Genomic DNA, 17,257 nt, shown 5'->3' with positions numbered 1-17,257 from the left:
GGTTGACGCATTGAAGTGATTCACGTATAAAGTCTCCTCGTTGTTTGGGCCGGTAGCTCAGTTGGTAGAGCATCTGACTTTTAATCAGATGGTCGTGGGTTCGATTCCCCCCCGGCTCACCATTCAACAAGTAGCATCCTGCGGATTCAATTTCCGCAGGGACTTAGAAGTTATAAGTCCCTATCGTCTAGCCTGGCCCAGGACACCGCCCTTTCACGGCGGCGACGGGGGTTCGAATCCCCCTGGGGACGCCAAAATAAGAATGGCCCTTTCACGTAAGTGGAAGGGCTTTTCTTATTTTTACGATGTTGGGATTCGAAGCGGAGCGAACGCTGACTTAATGTCAGAAGAGCAAACAGGATGTTTGCGGCAGTGAGTGGAGGGGAGCCAACGCAGGAAAGAGCGTGAAGCGACTGACGAAATGGGCGAATCCCCCTGGGGACGCCAAACTGAAAAAGCCTCTTCCGAGAAATCGGGGGAGGCTTTTTCTTTTGGTTTTTCGGGTCTACACCAAAAAAGGGGGATGGTCGATTTGTTTGATTCTTTTTGAACTCGTTGCCTCGGCGATTCTGTTGGTCGACTCCACTTCGGTGACACAAATAAGACAAGCCCGGAGATCTCTGTAAAATCACCGGGCTCTTTTAACCATGACAATTTAACGGAAGCGATTACTCTTGTTTCTCAAAGCCCCCCTTACTCATAACGAATTCTCCATGGCGATTATAGACACTATATCCAGCCTCCAACCAACCTTTAAAGGCATCGTAAATATTTGTTACATTGGTATAGCCCATATCAGTTAGACGTTGGGCAGCAAAAGCCGACCTTGCACCGGTTCTGCAGTAAGTATAGATCGGTATGTCTGTGTTCTCGATAGTTCTTGGGGTGACCCACTCCATAACGCCTCGGGGAATATGAATCGCTCCTGGGATATGAGCGGCTTTGTATTCGTCTGCAGTTCTGACATCAATTAGTATGAGATCTTTGTCACTATCGAGAATTTTTTTAAACTCGACCGCAGTGACATGGGGTTGACTTTCTTTGATCGGTTTCCAGAGATTGACAACGTTGTTTTTAACTTCGTCAATAGAAGGTCCAGCAAAAACGGTTTGTGCTGCAAGAAGAAGGATGATTGTTACGGCGGCTAAAGATAGGGGCAAAACTTTTTTTTGCATATTCATCTCCTGATCAGTTGGGGGTGAAATGTGACAAAAAGAACGTTCGCTCTTTGTGAGAGTATCGAGAATATTTTTTAAAGTCAATTCTTTTATCTTCGAATATGTGGCAATATTGAACCCATTTACGCTGAGTGAGATGATTTCTTTAATGCTGGCGGCGTTACTATTAGTTTATTTTTGTCACTAATTTTTCAGGGGTAAGTCTTATGTTCGTGTGGAAAGGTTGGGGAATAGTTGTTCCTCTCATTTATTTGTTGTTGACGACTGGGGTACGTGAAGTTCTTAATACCGCAGGTATGGATGATGACTGGGCTCTGACAGCGGGGATCGTGCTGTCAGCCATATCCCTATGGTTCATTGGCAAAAAATTGAATGATCCAGGCAAGGGCAAGCGTGTCATCGACGTTGATACGGGCGAAGAAATGTTACTGGTGAATACCCATACTTTTTTTTGGATTAAGGCTGAATATTGGGCATTTATTGTTCCAATATTGCTGGCTGCTATTGCTTTTTCTCAGCGTTAGTCAGCTTTTGGAACCTTGGGCAGAAAAATTATTTCCATTTGATCTCTGCCGCAGCAACCGTTACCCTGTGCGCTAGAGAATTGTCGTTCGCTAGCTCTGCTAGTGACGAACTCATTATCAATACAGCAACGTCATGTTGCAGATGGAGGATATCAATGAAGGTGCAAAAAATAACCGGTATGTTTGTCGTTGGAGTGTTGCTGGCTTGCAGCACATTTGTTCACGCTGAAACACGGGTGACATACAAGTCAGCAAAGACCAGTACCTCTTATTATCAGATGGCAGTACAGGTTGCCGAAGCCATTAAGTCCGGCACTGATGGCGAGATTATTGCGACGGTAGAAGAGAGCCAAGGCTCGGTACAAAATGTCAAAGAGGTTCTGGTTCGTAGTGGTAATTATGTTTTTACCACCCCTCCAGCGCTGATCCGCCTTGCTCAGCAAAGCCAAGGTAAGTTTGCGGCAGATAATCCTGCCAAGTATCTGAATGTTCGTTCCCTGTTTCCGATTCCTTCGTTAACGATGCACTTTGTTGTGCGGGCTGACAGCGGGATTAAAACTTTTGCTGATCTGGCCGGCAAGGATATTCTTATTGGTAAAGGATCTTTTGGGGCCAGAGAGGCCGCCAAATACTTCACCCTCTTTGGTCTGGATGGTAAGGTTCATCTGGCCAATGCTGAGCTTGGGAGTGCGGTTCAAGCGTTGAAGAATCGTCAAATAGACGGGTTTGCGACCTCTAGTTCTTATCCCGCCCCGAATGTCCTTGAAGCCGCTGCAGGGGTTGGCATTAATCTCCTGTCTCTCTCCAGTGAACAGATTAAGCTCACCAAGCGGACAGAATTGCTGATCCCTGCCGGAACCTACTCCGGTGTTGATTATCCGGTTTCGACGACGTCATTGCCTGTTGTCGCTTATGCGACGACTGATATGGCTGACGAGACCGCTTATCAATTGACCAAGGCGTTCTGGCAGCAAAAAGAAAAGATGGCGAAAAACAATGCCTGGTGGGGAGGTGTTTCAACCGCCATGCTTGGTAACATTTACGGCAAGCTGCATCCTGGAGCGTTACGGTATTATCAGGAAATTGGTGTCGAGGTTCCTGCGGCGCTGCGCTAAAGACTTGAGTGTACGGTAAATAATTATTATGAAAGATTCAACTTTAACTGGGCCATGGAAATGGTTCTGGTTTGGCCTTGGTGCCGTCTCAATTAGTTTTCACCTGTCTCTGGTGTTCAGCGGTATGACTCCGAATATGATCAGTCGCCCTATCCACTTGGCTTTAGCGGCTCCTTGGACCTTGATCTTTGTGGCCAAAACTCCTCGTGCACAATGGATAGGCGGCTTTCTGTCTGCGATGGTGATTGCTTGTTGTGGTTATATTGTCCTGAATCAAGAACGACTTTCAGATCAATATGGTGCCCTTCAGGGTAATTTGCAGTTGGTAATCGCTGTGACTCTGCTTCTGGTCGTCCTTGAGATGGCCAGACGCAGCATTAGTTGGCCTCTCCCTCTTGTCGCTCTGCTGGCTCTGTTGTATGGCCTGCTGGGAAGATATATCCCTGGAGAATTCGGTTATCCTGGCTTGCCGATAAGGAGCTTTTTGGGGACTTTGACGATCGCTGAGGGGGGACTGTGGGGGCAGCTCACAGGTGTTTCCGTATCTATTGTTTCAATCTTTGTCATCATGGGGGCCGTCCTCAATGCTGGTGAAGCAGGGCAGGGATTCATGAATTTGGCGACATCCGTTGCCGGTCGCCTAAAAGGGGGGGCGGCGAAGGTTTCAGTTCTCTCATCGGCCCTATTTGGTTCTATCTCTGGCTCGGCATCTGCAAATGTGGCCTCAACGGGGGCGATCACTTTGCCCGCGATGGTCAAACTTGGCTATCCCCGATCCCTTGCCGGAGCTGTTGAAGCCGTTGCCTCATCCGGTGGACAGATTATGCCTCCACTGATGGGAGCCGGCGCTTTTGTGATGGTTGAGCTGACCGGCGTCCCTTATAACGACATCATGGGGGCCGCGCTCCTTCCCGCCATCCTCTATTTTATGACCGTCTGGGCTGGTATCAATGCGTTCGCTTTGCGCTATGACCTGAAAGGGGTTGCACAGGAGAATCTCCCCAGCAGAAGAGTTGTCTTCACTACGGCGATGTTCTTTATTGTCCCTTTTGTTATCCTCTTAGAGCGCATGTTTATCGGTGGTTATACTCCGCAGTACGCGGCTTGTGTGGCCATTCTTGCGGCGTTTCTACTTCTGTTTGTTGATGTGGGTTTTAGCTTTTCTCTCTCCCGCTCATTGCAGCGTCTGCAACTTGTCGCGATCAACAGCGGCAAGCAGATTTCGACCATTGCCGCAATTATTATCTGTGCCAGCATCGTTATCGGCGTGTTGGGTCAGACAGGTCTTGGGGTGAAGATAACCTCTTTGATCCTTTCCGGAGCCGGGCATTCGCTCTGGCCAGCGCTACTGCTTACCGGGATCGCTTGCATGGTCCTTGGCATGGAAGTGCCGACCACGGCAGCTTATGTTATCTGCGTTTCCGTTGCAGGACCAGCATTGCAGGAGCTGGGGGTCGCTCCCTTGATCGCCCATCTCTTTGTTTTTTGGTTCGCTCTGCTTTCAACAATCACCCCACCAGTGTGTGGGGCCGTATTCATCGCCGCGGGGATGGTCGATGAAAATTGGTTGAAGATAGCCGGTAGCGCGATGGCGTTGGGCTTGGGACTCTATTTAATCCCCTTGGGGATGGTTGCTAATCCTCCTTTGGTCCAGCTGTTTGCTGCTCCTCTTCCTGCCCTCATCGTCTTTGTGAAAATGGGAGTAAGTCTCGTGGCGTTGTCATTTGGGATTATCGCTCCTAAACCTGTGATCATCCGTATTGTTTTGATTGCTGTGGGGCTGGTCGGAATCTTTATTTAACCTGTTTTCTTAAGTCTCCTTTGTTGTTATTGATTCCATATTCCACAAAAGTTGTTTAGAGCAAAAATAAGTGAAACCTGCCTGAATGTGGAAGCAGATTGAATGTTTTATCATGATTGGTTAAATGGAGTTGTTACCCGTGACCGAATATTTATATGAAGAAAGCCTGGAACTGTTCCAAGCAATCATTAACCAGTCTGAGAAGGGGATTGCTCTTACGGATAGTGATGGGAAATATGTTTTTGTCAATGAGGCTTTTTGCGTCATGACCGGGTATAGCAGTTCGGAATTAACCCAGATGCAAGTCAATGATCTGATGATCTCTCAACCTGAACTCATGTCGTTTTCAGGGATCACCAAGCATCAATCGACTGCGAGGGAAGTGAAGTTATTAAAAAAGGATGGCTCGCTTCTCTGGTCCGAAATAAAGGTCAGTTCTGTCACCATTAAAGGCCGGGAATTCATTCTTGGAACCGTTGATAATATCACTGAGAGTAAGGAAAAATATATTGCCCTTCATGAAAGTGAAGAAAAGTTTCGCATTGCTTTTAAAACTAGCCCGGATGCCGTCAATCTGAACCGGCTTCATGATGGTGTTTATGTCGATATTAATGAAAGTTTTACTCATATCATGGGGTATCGGGCTGAAGAAATTATTGGCAAGTCCTCGGTTGAATTAAATATCTGGAAAAATCAAAAAGAAAGAGAAGACCTTGTCGCTCAGCTCTCTAAAAACGGGTATATAGAGAATCTAAAAGCAGAATTTATTGCTAAAGATGGAGTGATAAAAACAGGATTAATGTCAGCTCGTATCATTGAAATTTCGGGTGAAAAACTAATTTTATCTATCACTCGCGATATGACTGAATACAAGCAGGCCGAGGAGGTCATGGCTCTGATGGGGTTTGCTATGGATCATGTCAGCGAAGCTGTTTATCTGATTGATAAGACCGGTAAAATTGCATATATCAACAGTGAATCTTGCCGTTCACTTGGATATAGTAAAGAAGAGATGCTTGACATGAGTGTCTATGACTTAGGCCCCAAACTTCCTAAGAAGCGTTGGATTGCCCACTGGAAAGAGTTACAAGAAAAGGGCGTCTTGAAATTCACGACTCGTCACTGCCGCAAAGATGGCCGGACTATTCCTGTGGAAATTACGGCGAATTATTTTGAATATGATAATGCGGAATATAATATTGCGCTGGTGAGTGACATTACAGAGAAGTTACGTGCTGAAGAGGAACGTAACCAGCTAGAAGAGCAAATGATCCAAACTCAAAAGTTAGAAAGTCTAGGAGTCCTTGCTGGTGGGATTGCGCATGACTTTAATAATCTTCTTGCTGCAATAATGGGGCATGCTGAGTTGACAAAAAGGCGTTTACTTCCGGAATCACCTGCTATTGAGAATTTAAAGCAGATCGAAAAAGCTGCCGAAAGAGCCGCAGACCTAGCGAAACAAATGTTGGCGTATTCTGGGAAAGGAAAGTTCGTTACAGAAATTCTCGACATAAATAATCTCCTTGAAGAGATGCTGCATATGATTGAGGTTTCCATCTCTAAAAATATCGTTCTGCGACTGAATCCATATTTGTTGTTGCCGTCGATCAATGCAGATGCTACCCAGATTCGTCAGATTGTCATGAACCTTGTAATTAATGCTGCGGAAGCTATCGGTGAAAAAAGTGGTGTTATTTCGATTTCCACGGGTTGTATGCATTGTGACGAAAAGTACTTAAAGAATATCTGGTTAGAAGAAAACTTGAGAGGTGGTCTCTATGTTTATCTAGAAGTTGCTGATACCGGAATTGGAATGGCTAAAGAGACTCTCTCGAAGCTGTTTGACCCATTTTTTACCACAAAGTTTACTGGACGGGGGCTTGGGATGTCGGCAGTCATGGGGATTGTTCGGGGGCATAAGGGGGCCCTGAAGGTTTATAGTGAGGTTGGTAAGGGGACGACGTTTAAGATTTTGCTTCCCGCATCTGAAAAGCCTGCTGAAGTTTTTAATGCAGATCGAGATAAAGACTCCTGGGTCGGTTCTGGAAAGATTTTGTTAGTCGATGACGAAGAAACTGTTCGCGGTATTGGCGTAGAAATGCTGAAAGAACTTGGCTTTGACCCTCTGACTGCCAATGATGGAAAAGAAGCCCTTGAAGTCTTCAAAAATAACCCTGATATTTCTCTTGTTATCCTTGATATGACCATGCCCAAAATGGGTGGAGAACAATGCTACCGAGAACTAAAACTTCTGAATCCGGATATTCGAGTCATTATTTCCAGCGGTTACAGTGAATATGAGATATCTCAAAAGTTTATCGGTAAAGGGGTTTCTGGTTTTGTGCAAAAACCCTATACGTTTTCTGTCCTTCAGAAAACGATTAAAAACCTTTCTTCCACATCGATGTTAGAAAATTAGACTTTTTGAATCGACATCTATAGATGGAGTAAGGTTCTTGCTCTAAAGATAGATTTTTGCCATGTTCAAATTGATTTTGTAAACAAGTCTAAACTTTACTGAACGGACTCGGATTACAGAGGTTCTGGGCCTGTTTGGCAACAGCATTACAATTAAGGCATTTATGCCCAGGGTCCGCCATCAGAGCATTCACTTCATCTCCTTTTCCCTGTTTTCTTAATTCACACAAGTGCTTCCAGTGTCCTGCTGGATCTTTACAATCAGTATTTATGGCTTCTGACATGTGACCTCCGATTAGGTTAGAGGTTGTGCTACTGTTGTTTAACACTTGACCAGCTGAAGAAGACTAGAGCAAGACTTGGATAAACCGCAGGCTGTATCTTGATGTTCTTTTACGTTAGCTGATGATTTGGGTTTCCTGGACCAGACATTCCTGCAATAATTCTTTTTCTGGACTGCTGTGTTCGTTGAAGACAACGGCAAACCCCTCATCAATAAAACGACAGACCTTCCCTTCAAGCTCAAAATTCATGATTTCTGATTTTTTATTTGTAAGTGAGAATTTGATGTTAATCACCTCTTCGAGAGAGACCTGATTCTCGTCTGCTTTTATCGCACAACCACCGATGGACACATCGATTAACTTGCCCACCGAAGAGACAATGTCGGTATTAAATTCAATCGTTTTGTTGATGATCTGGAAGCGCAGGGCCTCTCTTTTTATGGATGTATCAAGTTTATCTTCAGCTTCAGCGAGGGTGTTGACATACATGGGATTGTAACTTTGAATCCGTGAAGTTAGGTTTAACATTTGTTTAAAAACCAAATTCTTTGGATTGATGATGCGAATAACTTCCTGAACTCCATGATCGGCAATATAATGCATCATTTTGCGAAAAGTCGGGATGGCTGCCAAGTGAGCGATACGACAGTTGGTAAGATCAGTGATCATACTAAAGCCAGGGGTTAAATCTGCAATGCCAAAGCGGATGTCGGTGAAAAACTTTTCCAGTTCAGGTTTGGAAACGTCCCCTCTGATGGTGCAATAGATACGGTTGCGGGGCATATCAACACGAACTTTTAAATTGTTTCCGGTGTTAGCCATCTGGCCCCCTTATGTCCACCTTCGGTGTTTTTAGGATAACCTGTCCGCGAGTTGTTATTCTACCATGTTGACCGTTTTTGGCAATCAACAACGGTGATCGAAGAATCAAAATGGAACGATGACCTGTGAGGTGAGTCTATCTGACAATCTGCCAACGACAGACCCATTGTTCGATCCGGTCGAGAAGCATATAAAGGATAAACCCTAATATGGCCATGGAAAAGATTCCGGTATAGAGGGAGATATAATCCGATTGTCCCCATGAATCCATGATGATGTAGCCTAAACCTTTGGCGGTAGCAAAGGATTCAACGAAGAAGAGGATAGCGATGGCGGTACCGATGGAGATACGCATGGCGGTGAGTATTTTTGGTAGCGTTGCAGGCAGAACCAGATGACGGTAGACCTGAAATGGTGTTGCCCCCAGGGTTTGCATGGAATAGAAATAGTTCTGGTGAATGTTCTTGGCGCCATCTCTGGTTGTCACCAGCACCTGAAAGAAGACGATTAGAGCGATGAGAAATATTTTTGAAAACTCACCGATGCCAAAGAGGATAATCACCAGGGGGAGCAAAACCACGTGGGGAATGGGATAGAGCAGGTAGATGAAAGGGGAGATCCGTTTTCTCCATGAAGGGGCCGCGCCGACGACAAGCCCCAGAGGAACTGCGACGACAAAGGCAAGAAAGATCCCCAACACCGCCCGCAAGGCACTGATGAAGAAATCATCGACGAGGCGACCGTCCGCAATTTTTAGCAGAAAATCGGCTATCACTTCCCAAGGTTGTGGTAAAGCCATGGAATCAAGCAGCAAGGCGACAACTTCCCAGGTCAGGACGAGAATAATTGCGGCAATAAAAATGTCACGCTTTCTACCCATTTTTATCCTCCCTGAGGAGATTGCGCAGCATGTTGCAGCGGCTATAAAAGTGTTCCTGCCCACGGTAGGAGAGGTCTCCGGCTTGAGGGTTGTCAACAATCTGGACGATTTTTGCAGGTCGTTCACTCAAGACGACAATAGTATTCCCTAGAAAAACGGCTTCTTCGATGGAGTGGGTCACGATGACAGCGGTTATTTGCTTGTTTTTCTGCACCTGCAGGAAGAGGTTCTGTAGCCTTTCTCTGGTGAGGGCATCAAGGGATGAGAGGGGTTCATCCATCAGTAGAATCTCAGGATCAATGGCCAGAGAGCGGGCCAGGGCGACACGCTGCTGCATCCCACCAGAGAGTTGCGAGGGGAAGTGTTTATCAAACCCTGTCAGGCCCATTTCAGCAATTAATGCGGTGACCTTCTCCGCGATTTGTCTCTTATTCATATGCTGCAGGGTTAACCCCAGACCGATATTCTGCGCTACGGTTTTCCAAGGGAAAAGGCCATAATTCTGCAAGATTGTACCGCGACGGGGGTTTCCTTTGACGACTATTTTTCCTGAATCGGGCTGTCTGAGTCCGGCGAGTAGAAACAGCAGCGAAGACTTGCCGCAACCAGACGGGCCGATAATGGCACAGATGCTGTGTGGCTTAATCGCAAACGAAATATTATTGAGGACCTCTTTTCTCTCCCTTTGTGTCCCATAGGAGAGACTGACAGAGTCGATATCAATCATCATGCGATTGAACACTCATGAAATCTTGAGAAACCATCTTTGCATAGGCGATCTCATTAACCAGACCTTTTGTTACCAACCATTGGATCACAGGTTGGTACAGCTCAACGCTAAAGGGTTCAGGTTGTGGGTAGACAGGGATGGGGTAGCTGTCAGCCATAAACGCAGGGATGCGACCTTTCTCCAGGAACAGGGCGCGGAATTTTTCGGGAGAGGTGTTAATACTGTTGACCGCATCACCATAAGCACGAAAAAACTTTTGCACGGCGATTTTTTTCTTATCTAAAACCTCAGAGCGAAAAATGATCACTGTCTGGGAGAGACTCTGTTCAGCATTACTATCTTTTAAGAGTATTTTGGCGCCCTTGGCGACAGCGATTGAAGCTAGAGGTTCCGGAAGGGTTGCGGCAGAGACGGAGTTTGAGAGCAGCATCTGCATCCGGATAGGCATCTTCTTGACCTCGATTTTGTTGTAATTATCGGGAGAGAATCCCTGGCTTTGCAGCAGTTTATCGGTGACATATTCAATGATGGTCGAATTGGAGACTGCAATTTCGACCCCTTTAAGTTGTTCCACGGTCGTGATGTCTGACTTCGGTGAGGCGAGGATGGCAAAAACCCCTTCGGCGGGAGTTTTGCCAAGACCGAGAGAGGTGATCTTCAGTCTGCCGGTGCCCTGATCAAACAGGATTGCACCAATTGGATCACTGATGGCGCCATCAATCGCCCCCGCTGCAAGAGCAGAATCACGTTCCAAGGCACTCAGAAATGGGATCAATTGGACGTCAACATTGTGGGCCTGATAGTATTCTTCTTGTTCGGCCACCCAGAAAGGGATCGAGTCTTCGATGAGCAACAGGCCGATGCGCAGTTGTTGTGTCGCGGTTGCAGGGGTGGCCAAAAAAGCGGCAAAAAGGACGATTAGAATGATCTTCATTTTATTTTACCTGGTGTCTTCTATGACAATAGAAGTCGTCTGACCTCTTGTCTGATTGATGAATTCTTACGCCGGCGGAAGGTCTCCACCAACGGGTTGCTTATGTAACCATCTATCCATTTATTTTTCAAATCGAAAAATTAGATTCAGAGTGCCCTTCACAGAGTTCTTTTCCTAACATGATCCGTTTGCGCTCGATCCCCCAGCGATAACCACCAATGCCACCATCGCTACGCAATACTCGATGGCAAGGGATCAGGTAGCCGATTGGGTTGTTGCCGATAGCGGTTCCAATAGCACGACTGGCTTGCGGTTTGCCGATCATTTTTGCCAAAGCCCCATAGGAGGTGACCGCTCCCGGCGGAATTTTGAGTAAGGCTTGCCAGACTTTAAGTTGAAAGTTTGTCCCTTGTAAAAGGAGCAGTAACGATTTGTTGGTAGGTGAATGGGGCGGGGTAAAAATTGTTTTGACAATTTTCTCGGTTTTCACCGAGTTCTCGCTGATGAGTGCATGAGGCCAGCTTTGTCGCAATCTTTGTGTCATCGCCTCAGTTTCTGTCTCGTCAATAAATTCAAGCCGGCAAATTCCCCGCTCTGTCACGGCGATAAAGCATGATCCAAAAGGGGAGGGGTGGACAGCGTATGAAATTTGCAGGTTGATCCCATGCGATTGATATTCACCGGGGGTCACTGCTTCAACGCTGACCAACAAGTCATGGAGCCGACTGGGACTACTGAGGCCGACAGTGAAAGTTGCATCCAGAACCGAAGTTGATTGCAGAAGGACCTTCTTGGCGTGTTCGGTTGTCAGATGCTGTAGAAAACGTTTGGGGCTGACACCCGCGAAGCGGCGGAATAAGCGCTGAAAGTGATAGGGGCTCAAGCCGAGTTGTGCTGCAACTTCATCAAGGGAGGGTTGGTTGTGTGCCGAACCTTTGAGATAGTGGATGGCCTGAGCGATGCGTTGATAATCATCTGGCATAGGGAACTCCTTTGTGTCCAGATAGGAAATTACCATTTGTTCTTGAGGACACCAACCCGATTCTTGCTCTTTCGTTCGGTAGGGATAAAAGCCAACGATAGCAGCCGGCCTCTATTACTGCAGATGGTGAATTTTCTGCTTGCAAATTTATAGGATTTTAGGGTATTAACTCCCACTACGTAACACCTGCGGATTCAATTTCCGCAGGGACTTAATAAAATTAAGTCCCTATCGTCTAGCCTGGCCCAGGACACCGCCCTTTCACGGCGGCGACGGGGGTTCGAATCCCCCTGGGGACGCCAAAATAAGACTGGCCCCTTCACGTAAGTGGAGGGGCTTTTCTTATTTTTACAATGTTGGGATTCGAAGCGGAGTGAACGCTGACTTAATGGCAGCAGAGTCAACAGGATGTTTGCGGCAGTAAGTGGAGGGGAGCCCACGCAGGAAAGAGCTTGAAGCGACTAACGTAGTGGGCGAATCCTCCTGGGGACGCCACATTTAAAAAGCCCTTTTTCGTTTTACGGGAAGGGCTTTTTTGTGTCTGCCATTCTCGAGATTCGAAGCAGAGCCAGCAGCAGGGAGCTGACGTAGGCAATGGCGGAAGGTGGCCGAAGTCGTGAATGAATCCTTTCTGAAAATAGCAAAATAGCAATGCTTATTCCACATTAGTGGGAGGGTTTTTCTGTCATTCAGGAGTTGATTTTTAAACGGAACAACTAGGACAATCTGTCTGTGAAGAGTCCGTTTACGATGCGGACTCAGCGATCACATAGAATTTTTAAAAAAGTCTGAGGTCGTTTGCGTTTGGTGTTTATCAAAATTGTGTTATTCTCTCGGAAAATAAGGATATTACTGATGAATATAGAAGAAGTAAAAGTGGAAATTTTTTCCGATGGGGCTTGCTCCGGTAATCCCGGTCCCGGTGGTTATGGGACAATCTTGCGTCAAGGTGAGCATGAGAAAGAGCTTTCGGGTTATGCTGTAGAGACAACCAATAACCGGATGGAAATGCTCGGGGCGCTTGCTGGTTTAGAGGCGTTGAAGCGACCTTGTCAGGTGTGCGTGACGACAGACTCCCAGTATCTGGTTAAGGGGATGACCGAATGGATCGCAGGGTGGCAACGTAAAGGGTGGAAAAATTCAAAAAAGGATGAGGTGGCTAATCGTGACCTCTGGGAACGATTGCTGGAACAGGCGAAGAAGCACCAGATTGATTGGGTTTGGGTGAAAGGACATGCCGGGCATCGCGAAAATGAGCGTTGTGACGAACTAGCACGTTTGGAAATTTTGAAAGCATCTGGTAATATTTGCTAGTTTTGCCCTCCAGGAAAGGAAGAAGTTATGACAATTGAAAAGAAAATAGAACAATTTTTTGCTTCTCCAGCTTTTGGTGTTGTTGGCGCTTCAGCTAATCGAGATAAATACGGGAACAAAGTTTTGCGCTGTTATCAGCAAAATAAACTTCAGGCTATCCCTGTCCATCCAATAGCAGAGCAAATTGAAGGGGAAATTTGTGTCAATTCGGTCTCCCTGTTGCCAGCAAAGGTGCAGAGTCTTTCGATCATCACTCCACCGCAGGTCACGGAAAAAGTTGTTGAGCAAGCCGCTGGCCACGGGATCAAGAATATCTGGATGCAGGTTGGTTCTGAAAGTCCTGCCGCAATTCAATATTGTGAAGAACAGGGGATAAATGTGATTGCCGACGGCAGTTGTGTGTTAGTGGTCCTCGGTTACCACGATCATTAACATAGTTGAATTGACCAGGGATCTGAGTTGCCAGAACTGGCTGGTAGAGATAAAAAAACAGGGGCATGTTTGATGAGTATGTTCATGGATTTTGAGTCTGTTATTAAAAATATGGGGGAGCTGCCCGCGTCCCCCGTTGTGGCAACCAAGCTGCTGGAGTTGTTGCGTAAACCAGACTTGAAAATTAAGGAGTTGGCCAACGCGGTCTCCCTTGACCCGGTCATTTCTGCACGCTTGTTGCGTATGGCTAACTCTGTGTTTTATCAACTGGTGAAACAGGTCAATACCGTTGACCGGGCAATTATTATCGTCGGTGAAGATGTCCTTAAAAACCTCGCATTGGAATACAGTTTACGGTCAACCAGTAGAACTTTTGGGGTCATGGAACGGAAGATGTGGGAGCATTCGATTGGCTGCGCGGTTGCTAGTCGCATGCTGGCTGACCGACTGACTGACATTGATAAGGATGTCGCTTATCTGACTGGCTTGCAGCACCATATCGGCAAAGTGGTGATGGTCAATCGTGATAAGGAACTTTATCGACAGGTGCGACAAGCTGTCGAATCTGGTCAGGGGCAACTCCGGGATGTTGAGCGAGCTCTGTTTGCCTATTCTCACGAAGTTGTTGGTGCCGCTCTACTTGATTATTGGAATTATCCCAAGATGATTGTTGAGGCAACCCTCTTCCATTATGAGTTCGAAAAAATACGTGTCGAAAAACCAGAAATATTTAAACTCTGCGCAGTTATTAATCTTGCAAGTGATTTTTGTCACCATTTCGGGGTTGGTTTTTCTGAGGAGATGGACATTGATTTGAGTCTTAGTCGGGGAGCTTTAGCTCTTGAGGCAAATCCCATGATTGTTGAAGACCTTGCAGAAAAATTTTATCCTACGTTTATTAAAGAGCGGAACTTGTTTCTTTCCTGATTGTGTCGATTATATTTGGTCCGTCTTCCAGGGAGCGGGTTTATGTGTAAAAAAATTTTTATTGCTGCGACCGGTCAGCATAGTGGCAAAACGACGACCAGCATATCCTTGCTACACCTGGCACGTAAAAAATATGATCGGGTCGGTTTTATTAAACCTTTCGGACCAAAGAGAACCAACTACTTGGGGCAGTTTGTTGATATTGATGCGGCTCTGATTGCCCACGTCTATGATATGGAAGATCAGCTCTCATTGATGTCTCCGGTGGTCCTCGATGCCTACACAACTCGCAATGTGCTTGAAGGTAAGATTGACCCTAGCAGATATTTGCAACAGATTTGTCAGGCAACGCAACAGTTAGAGAAAGAATGTGATTTTCTGATCATTGAAGGGGCTGGCCATACTGGGGTTGGGTCGGTTGTTGGCCTTAATAATGCCCAGTTGGCCTATCAGCTTGACGCGCCGGTTTTAATCGTTGCTGGCGGGGGCGTGGGTAATGTCATCGACGCGCTACAATTGAATCTGGCTCTGTTCCGTGAAACCGGTGCTGAGGTGCGGATGATTCTGCCGAATAAACTTATTCGCAGCAAACGTGAAAATACCTTGAAGTATCTCAAGCTTGCGTTTAAGAAGACTGCCATTGAAGTTGTTGGTGGGTTTAATTATTCTCCAATCCTAGCTGACCCAACCTTAAGATATCTATCTGAGTTGTTGCAGATTGAGCTTCAGGGTGATCCAGGCAAGGGCAGCCGAATCGTCCATCATGTCCAGCTTGGTGCGGCTTCGACGCAGCGGATCATTGATATGTTACATGATTCAACTCTGTTGATTGTGCCGAGCAGTCGGGTTGAATTGCTGGTAATGTTGTCAACGCTTTATCGTCTTCCCGAATATCAGCCTAAAATAGCTGGATTAGTTATCAATGGTGTTGTTCCCATCTCAGCGATTGTGCAGCGGGTTATTGATGATGCCAAAATACCCTATATGCGGACCGCTGACACGACGGCTGGAATCTATACGAAAATCCAAGAGGATGTCGCAAAGATTGGGGCTGACGATGAAGAAAAAATTGCTCTAGTACAACAACTGGCAGAGAGTGAACTCGATTTTGAGTTGATTGATTCACTATTTTAAGTCTGCATCACGTCCTTCTTAAGCCAAGATTATAGGATCATCTGATATGGGTTTTTTCAAAAAGTTTTTTGGCGGTGGCCGTTCTATTGATGGGCTACGTAAAGCTGTTGCTCAACAACGCTATGTTGATGCCAGATATTTAGCCGAACAATTGTCAACGCAACCGCTGGAAGAAGGGGAGTCTGCAGAGGTAGAAGAGTTGCGTATCGCCGCTGGAGATGGACTGGCCAGACTTAATCTGGATGAAGCCTTAGGGTTGCAATCCTGTGGCGATTACTCTCAGGCCGCTGATCATCTACGTTTGGCACAAGAGCAGGTCTGTAGCGCCGGACTGCGGAAGGATATTGAGCAGGCCCTTGCTGCTGAGCCACTGGAAGCAGAGATTCATGTTGCCGAGACAGACAAAGCGAGGTCTTGTTCCAGTTGTTCGACCCAGGCGACAACAGTTCTCACTGATGATGAGGCTTGGTTCGGTGATGCCGAAAGTCAGTTAGAACTGGTGCTCACCTCTTATCCGGCTGCTTTAGCTCCCCGTTATGAAGCAAAGGGTGAACCTTTTAAAGAAGCCTTTCTGATGTCACATGCCGGTCAGGATGATCTGGCGTTGTCTCTTTGGCTTCAGGTGGACGCAGCGGATCAAGATGATCTCTACGACTTTGAACTGGGCGCTCTGTATGCCAGAAAAGGTGATTTGGAGCAAGGTCGATCTATGCTCGAATCGGCCCTGGAGAAAAATCCTGAGCTGCTTCTGGCGATTGAGGCTTTGGTGCCGGTTCTGGTTGCTAACGGCGATTATCCCCTGGCTGAGGAACGGTTGCAGCAGTTCTTGCAACGTGGCATCGACCCTTCCTTTTGTTATGCCCAGTTGACCAACCTCCATGTGCAACAACAGCAGCTTGATATCGCCGCGGACTATGCACGTAAAGCCCTTGAAGCGGGGACGACTGATCATCGTTTTATCTTGCTGGCTGCGTCTGTCTTCGAGGAAACCGGAGCTTTGACGGATGCCGAGAAGGTATTCAAACTGTTACCCGCTTCCGGTTGTAAAGGGGGAGTCAGCCTCCCCTTAGCTGAGTTCTGGCTACGTTATAACCGGGAGCTTAGTATAGTTCTTGATACGTTTAATGCCGCTTGCCGGCAGGAGCCGGATAATCCGCGTTGGCAGTTGCGGGTGGCACAGACCTATTTTGCTAAAAACTGGGTCAAGGACGGCTTGAAGATATTACGCAAGGTGGTGAATGACCCTCGTATGGAAGCTGATTTAGTTGCAGAGGCTGAAGGTCTGCTGGTTAAATATCATGGCTAGTCTAGATCAGTTGAAAGAGTATCTGGCGAACCATAATATTGAAGTGTGGGAGTATGCTGAGCCTACCGCGACGGCTATGGCCGCCGCGAGTGCAGTTGGTTGCCGTGTTGCGGAGATTGCCAAGACCTTGCTCTTTGTCGTCGGTGGCAAACCGGTTATTGTGGTCACCTGCGGTGATATGAAAGTCAAAAGTTCTCCATTGAAGCAGACCTCTGGATTGAGTGGAAAAGTAAAGTTGCCACAAGCGGATGAGGTGTTGCGCTACACCGGGTATGCTCCCGGAGGTGTTTGTCCATTTTTACTGCCGGCAGATCTTCCTGTTTTTCTTGACTTGTCCTTGCAGCGTTTCCCGGTCGTCTATGCTGCTGCTGGAAACAATCATTCCGCTGTCCCCGTTTCGGTTGCCCAGTTGGAGCAATTAACCGATGGTAAGTTGGCTGCGCTTTGTGTGTCTCTCTCGGAAGAAAGCTAGTAGA

General features: G+C 46.7%; 17 protein-coding genes and 3 tRNA genes. 13 read left to right on the top strand and 7 right to left on the bottom strand.

The genetic code is table 11. The features are described from left to right. Positions 1 to 46 precede the first annotated feature (46 nt). A tRNA-Lys gene (locus BLU87_RS05255) sits at positions 47 to 122 on the top strand. A 54-nt stretch (positions 123 to 176) separates the two neighbouring features. Beyond that, positions 177 to 254 (top strand) — tRNA-Glu (locus BLU87_RS05250). Between the two features lie 414 nt (positions 255 to 668). Here the strand turns inward: BLU87_RS05250 and BLU87_RS05245 are convergent. Then, on the bottom strand, positions 669 to 1,175 hold the full coding sequence (locus BLU87_RS05245; RefSeq protein ID WP_175498271.1) for a rhodanese-like domain-containing protein: 507 nt from the start codon (positions 1,173 to 1,175) through the stop codon (positions 669 to 671). 209 nt (positions 1,176 to 1,384) lie between these two features. Here BLU87_RS05245 and BLU87_RS05240 point away from each other — a divergent pair, with 209 nt between their 5' ends. From BLU87_RS05240 to BLU87_RS05225, 4 genes are all read left to right on the top strand, one after another. Continuing rightward, complete coding sequence (locus tag BLU87_RS05240) at positions 1,385 to 1,702, top strand: hypothetical protein (protein WP_092345402.1); 318 nt, start codon at positions 1,385 to 1,387, stop codon at positions 1,700 to 1,702. A gap of 155 nt (positions 1,703 to 1,857) precedes the next feature. After that, a complete protein-coding gene (locus BLU87_RS05235; RefSeq protein WP_092345400.1) occupies positions 1,858 to 2,817 on the top strand; it encodes a TAXI family TRAP transporter solute-binding subunit in 960 nt (319 codons plus the stop codon). Positions 2,818 to 2,845: 28 nt separating this feature from the next. Continuing rightward, on the top strand, positions 2,846 to 4,618 hold the full coding sequence (locus tag BLU87_RS05230; protein WP_092345398.1) for a TRAP transporter permease: 1,773 nt from the start codon (positions 2,846 to 2,848) through the stop codon (positions 4,616 to 4,618). Between the two features lie 139 nt (positions 4,619 to 4,757). After that, positions 4,758 to 7,037 carry a PAS domain-containing hybrid sensor histidine kinase/response regulator gene (locus BLU87_RS05225; protein ID WP_175498270.1) on the top strand — a complete coding sequence of 760 codons (2,280 nt, stop codon included), beginning with the start codon at positions 4,758 to 4,760 and terminating at the stop codon, positions 7,035 to 7,037. Positions 7,038 to 7,125: 88 nt separating this feature from the next. Here the strand turns inward: BLU87_RS05225 and BLU87_RS05220 are convergent, their stop codons facing one another. From BLU87_RS05220 to BLU87_RS05195, 6 genes are all read right to left on the bottom strand, one after another. Next, positions 7,126 to 7,320, bottom strand: coding sequence for a hypothetical protein (locus BLU87_RS05220; protein ID WP_092345394.1), 195 nt, complete (start codon positions 7,318 to 7,320; stop codon positions 7,126 to 7,128). Positions 7,321 to 7,434: 114 nt separating this feature from the next. Beyond that, positions 7,435 to 8,142 (bottom strand): PilZ domain-containing protein, encoded by a 708-nt coding sequence (locus BLU87_RS05215; RefSeq protein ID WP_092345392.1) that lies wholly within the window; start codon positions 8,140 to 8,142, stop codon positions 7,435 to 7,437. Positions 8,143 to 8,278: 136 nt separating this feature from the next. Next, on the bottom strand, positions 8,279 to 9,022 hold the full coding sequence (locus BLU87_RS05210; protein WP_092345390.1) for an ABC transporter permease: 744 nt from the start codon (positions 9,020 to 9,022) through the stop codon (positions 8,279 to 8,281). Further along, positions 9,015 to 9,752 (bottom strand): ABC transporter ATP-binding protein, encoded by a 738-nt coding sequence (locus BLU87_RS05205; RefSeq protein WP_217637437.1) that lies wholly within the window; start codon positions 9,750 to 9,752, stop codon positions 9,015 to 9,017. The genes BLU87_RS05210 and BLU87_RS05205 overlap by 8 nt, the downstream gene beginning before the upstream one ends. Next, positions 9,742 to 10,686 (bottom strand): MetQ/NlpA family ABC transporter substrate-binding protein, encoded by a 945-nt coding sequence (locus tag BLU87_RS05200; protein WP_092345388.1) that lies wholly within the window; start codon positions 10,684 to 10,686, stop codon positions 9,742 to 9,744. The genes BLU87_RS05205 and BLU87_RS05200 overlap by 11 nt, the downstream gene beginning before the upstream one ends. A gap of 127 nt (positions 10,687 to 10,813) precedes the next feature. Beyond that, positions 10,814 to 11,668, bottom strand: a complete 855-nt coding sequence (locus BLU87_RS05195) for a bifunctional transcriptional activator/DNA repair enzyme AdaA (RefSeq protein ID WP_092345386.1) — start codon at positions 11,666 to 11,668, stop codon at positions 10,814 to 10,816. A 224-nt stretch (positions 11,669 to 11,892) separates the two neighbouring features. Here BLU87_RS05195 and BLU87_RS05190 point away from each other — a divergent pair. From BLU87_RS05190 to BLU87_RS05160, 7 genes are all read left to right on the top strand, one after another. Further along, positions 11,893 to 11,970, top strand: a tRNA-Glu gene (locus tag BLU87_RS05190). A gap of 553 nt (positions 11,971 to 12,523) precedes the next feature. Beyond that, positions 12,524 to 12,982: a ribonuclease HI gene (rnhA, locus tag BLU87_RS05185; RefSeq protein ID WP_092345384.1), complete on the top strand. Its 459-nt coding sequence runs from the start codon at positions 12,524 to 12,526 to the stop codon at positions 12,980 to 12,982. Positions 12,983 to 13,009: 27 nt separating this feature from the next. Next, entirely contained in the window at positions 13,010 to 13,414 is a 405-nt protein-coding gene (locus BLU87_RS05180; RefSeq protein WP_092345382.1) for a CoA-binding protein, read from the top strand. A 72-nt stretch (positions 13,415 to 13,486) separates the two neighbouring features. Next, positions 13,487 to 14,341 carry an HDOD domain-containing protein gene (locus BLU87_RS05175; protein ID WP_092345380.1) on the top strand — a complete coding sequence of 285 codons (855 nt, stop codon included), beginning with the start codon at positions 13,487 to 13,489 and terminating at the stop codon, positions 14,339 to 14,341. A gap of 42 nt (positions 14,342 to 14,383) precedes the next feature. Next, a complete protein-coding gene (locus BLU87_RS05170; protein WP_092345378.1) occupies positions 14,384 to 15,475 on the top strand; it encodes a phosphotransacetylase family protein in 1,092 nt (363 codons plus the stop codon). Positions 15,476 to 15,521: 46 nt separating this feature from the next. Next, a complete protein-coding gene (locus BLU87_RS05165) occupies positions 15,522 to 16,781 on the top strand; it encodes a tetratricopeptide repeat protein (protein WP_092345376.1) in 1,260 nt (419 codons plus the stop codon). Beyond that, positions 16,774 to 17,253 carry a YbaK/EbsC family protein gene (locus tag BLU87_RS05160; RefSeq protein ID WP_092345374.1) on the top strand — a complete coding sequence of 160 codons (480 nt, stop codon included), beginning with the start codon at positions 16,774 to 16,776 and terminating at the stop codon, positions 17,251 to 17,253. Before BLU87_RS05165 ends, BLU87_RS05160 begins: the two co-directional genes overlap by 8 nt. The last annotated feature ends 4 nt before the right edge of the window (positions 17,254 to 17,257 follow it).

It is taken from the genome of Desulfuromusa kysingii, assembly GCF_900107645.1.
Lineage (GTDB): Bacteria > Desulfobacterota > Desulfuromonadia > Desulfuromonadales > Geopsychrobacteraceae > Desulfuromusa > Desulfuromusa kysingii.
The sequence above is the reverse complement of the archived record's forward strand: the minus strand, read 5'-3'. Positions and strand labels throughout refer to the sequence as shown.

Bases quoted from the DNA above. Each gene is read 5' to 3' on its own strand.
- BLU87_RS05195 (WP_092345386.1), bottom strand. From the start codon at position 11,668: ATGCCAGATGATTATCAACGCATCGCTCAGGCCATCCACTATCTCAAA.
- BLU87_RS05240 (WP_092345402.1), top strand. From the start codon at position 1,385: ATGTTCGTGTGGAAAGGTTGGGGAATAGTTGTTCCTCTCATTTATTTG.
- BLU87_RS05235 (WP_092345400.1), top strand. From the start codon at position 1,858: ATGAAGGTGCAAAAAATAACCGGTATGTTTGTCGTTGGAGTGTTGCTG.
- BLU87_RS05245 (WP_175498271.1), bottom strand. From the start codon at position 1,175: ATGCAAAAAAAAGTTTTGCCCCTATCTTTAGCCGCCGTAACAATCATC.
- BLU87_RS05230 (WP_092345398.1), top strand. From the start codon at position 2,846: ATGAAAGATTCAACTTTAACTGGGCCATGGAAATGGTTCTGGTTTGGC.
- BLU87_RS05215 (WP_092345392.1), bottom strand. From the start codon at position 8,142: ATGGCTAACACCGGAAACAATTTAAAAGTTCGTGTTGATATGCCCCGC.
- BLU87_RS05200 (WP_092345388.1), bottom strand. From the start codon at position 10,686: ATGAAGATCATTCTAATCGTCCTTTTTGCCGCTTTTTTGGCCACCCCT.
- BLU87_RS05165 (WP_092345376.1), top strand. From the start codon at position 15,522: ATGGGTTTTTTCAAAAAGTTTTTTGGCGGTGGCCGTTCTATTGATGGG.
- BLU87_RS05170 (WP_092345378.1), top strand. From the start codon at position 14,384: ATGTGTAAAAAAATTTTTATTGCTGCGACCGGTCAGCATAGTGGCAAA.
- rnhA (WP_092345384.1), top strand. From the start codon at position 12,524: ATGAATATAGAAGAAGTAAAAGTGGAAATTTTTTCCGATGGGGCTTGC.
- BLU87_RS05160 (WP_092345374.1), top strand. From the start codon at position 16,774: ATGGCTAGTCTAGATCAGTTGAAAGAGTATCTGGCGAACCATAATATT.
- BLU87_RS05180 (WP_092345382.1), top strand. From the start codon at position 13,010: ATGACAATTGAAAAGAAAATAGAACAATTTTTTGCTTCTCCAGCTTTT.
- BLU87_RS05220 (WP_092345394.1), bottom strand. From the start codon at position 7,320: ATGTCAGAAGCCATAAATACTGATTGTAAAGATCCAGCAGGACACTGG.
- BLU87_RS05205 (WP_217637437.1), bottom strand. From the start codon at position 9,752: ATGATGATTGATATCGACTCTGTCAGTCTCTCCTATGGGACACAAAGG.
- BLU87_RS05175 (WP_092345380.1), top strand. From the start codon at position 13,487: ATGAGTATGTTCATGGATTTTGAGTCTGTTATTAAAAATATGGGGGAG.
- BLU87_RS05210 (WP_092345390.1), bottom strand. From the start codon at position 9,022: ATGGGTAGAAAGCGTGACATTTTTATTGCCGCAATTATTCTCGTCCTG.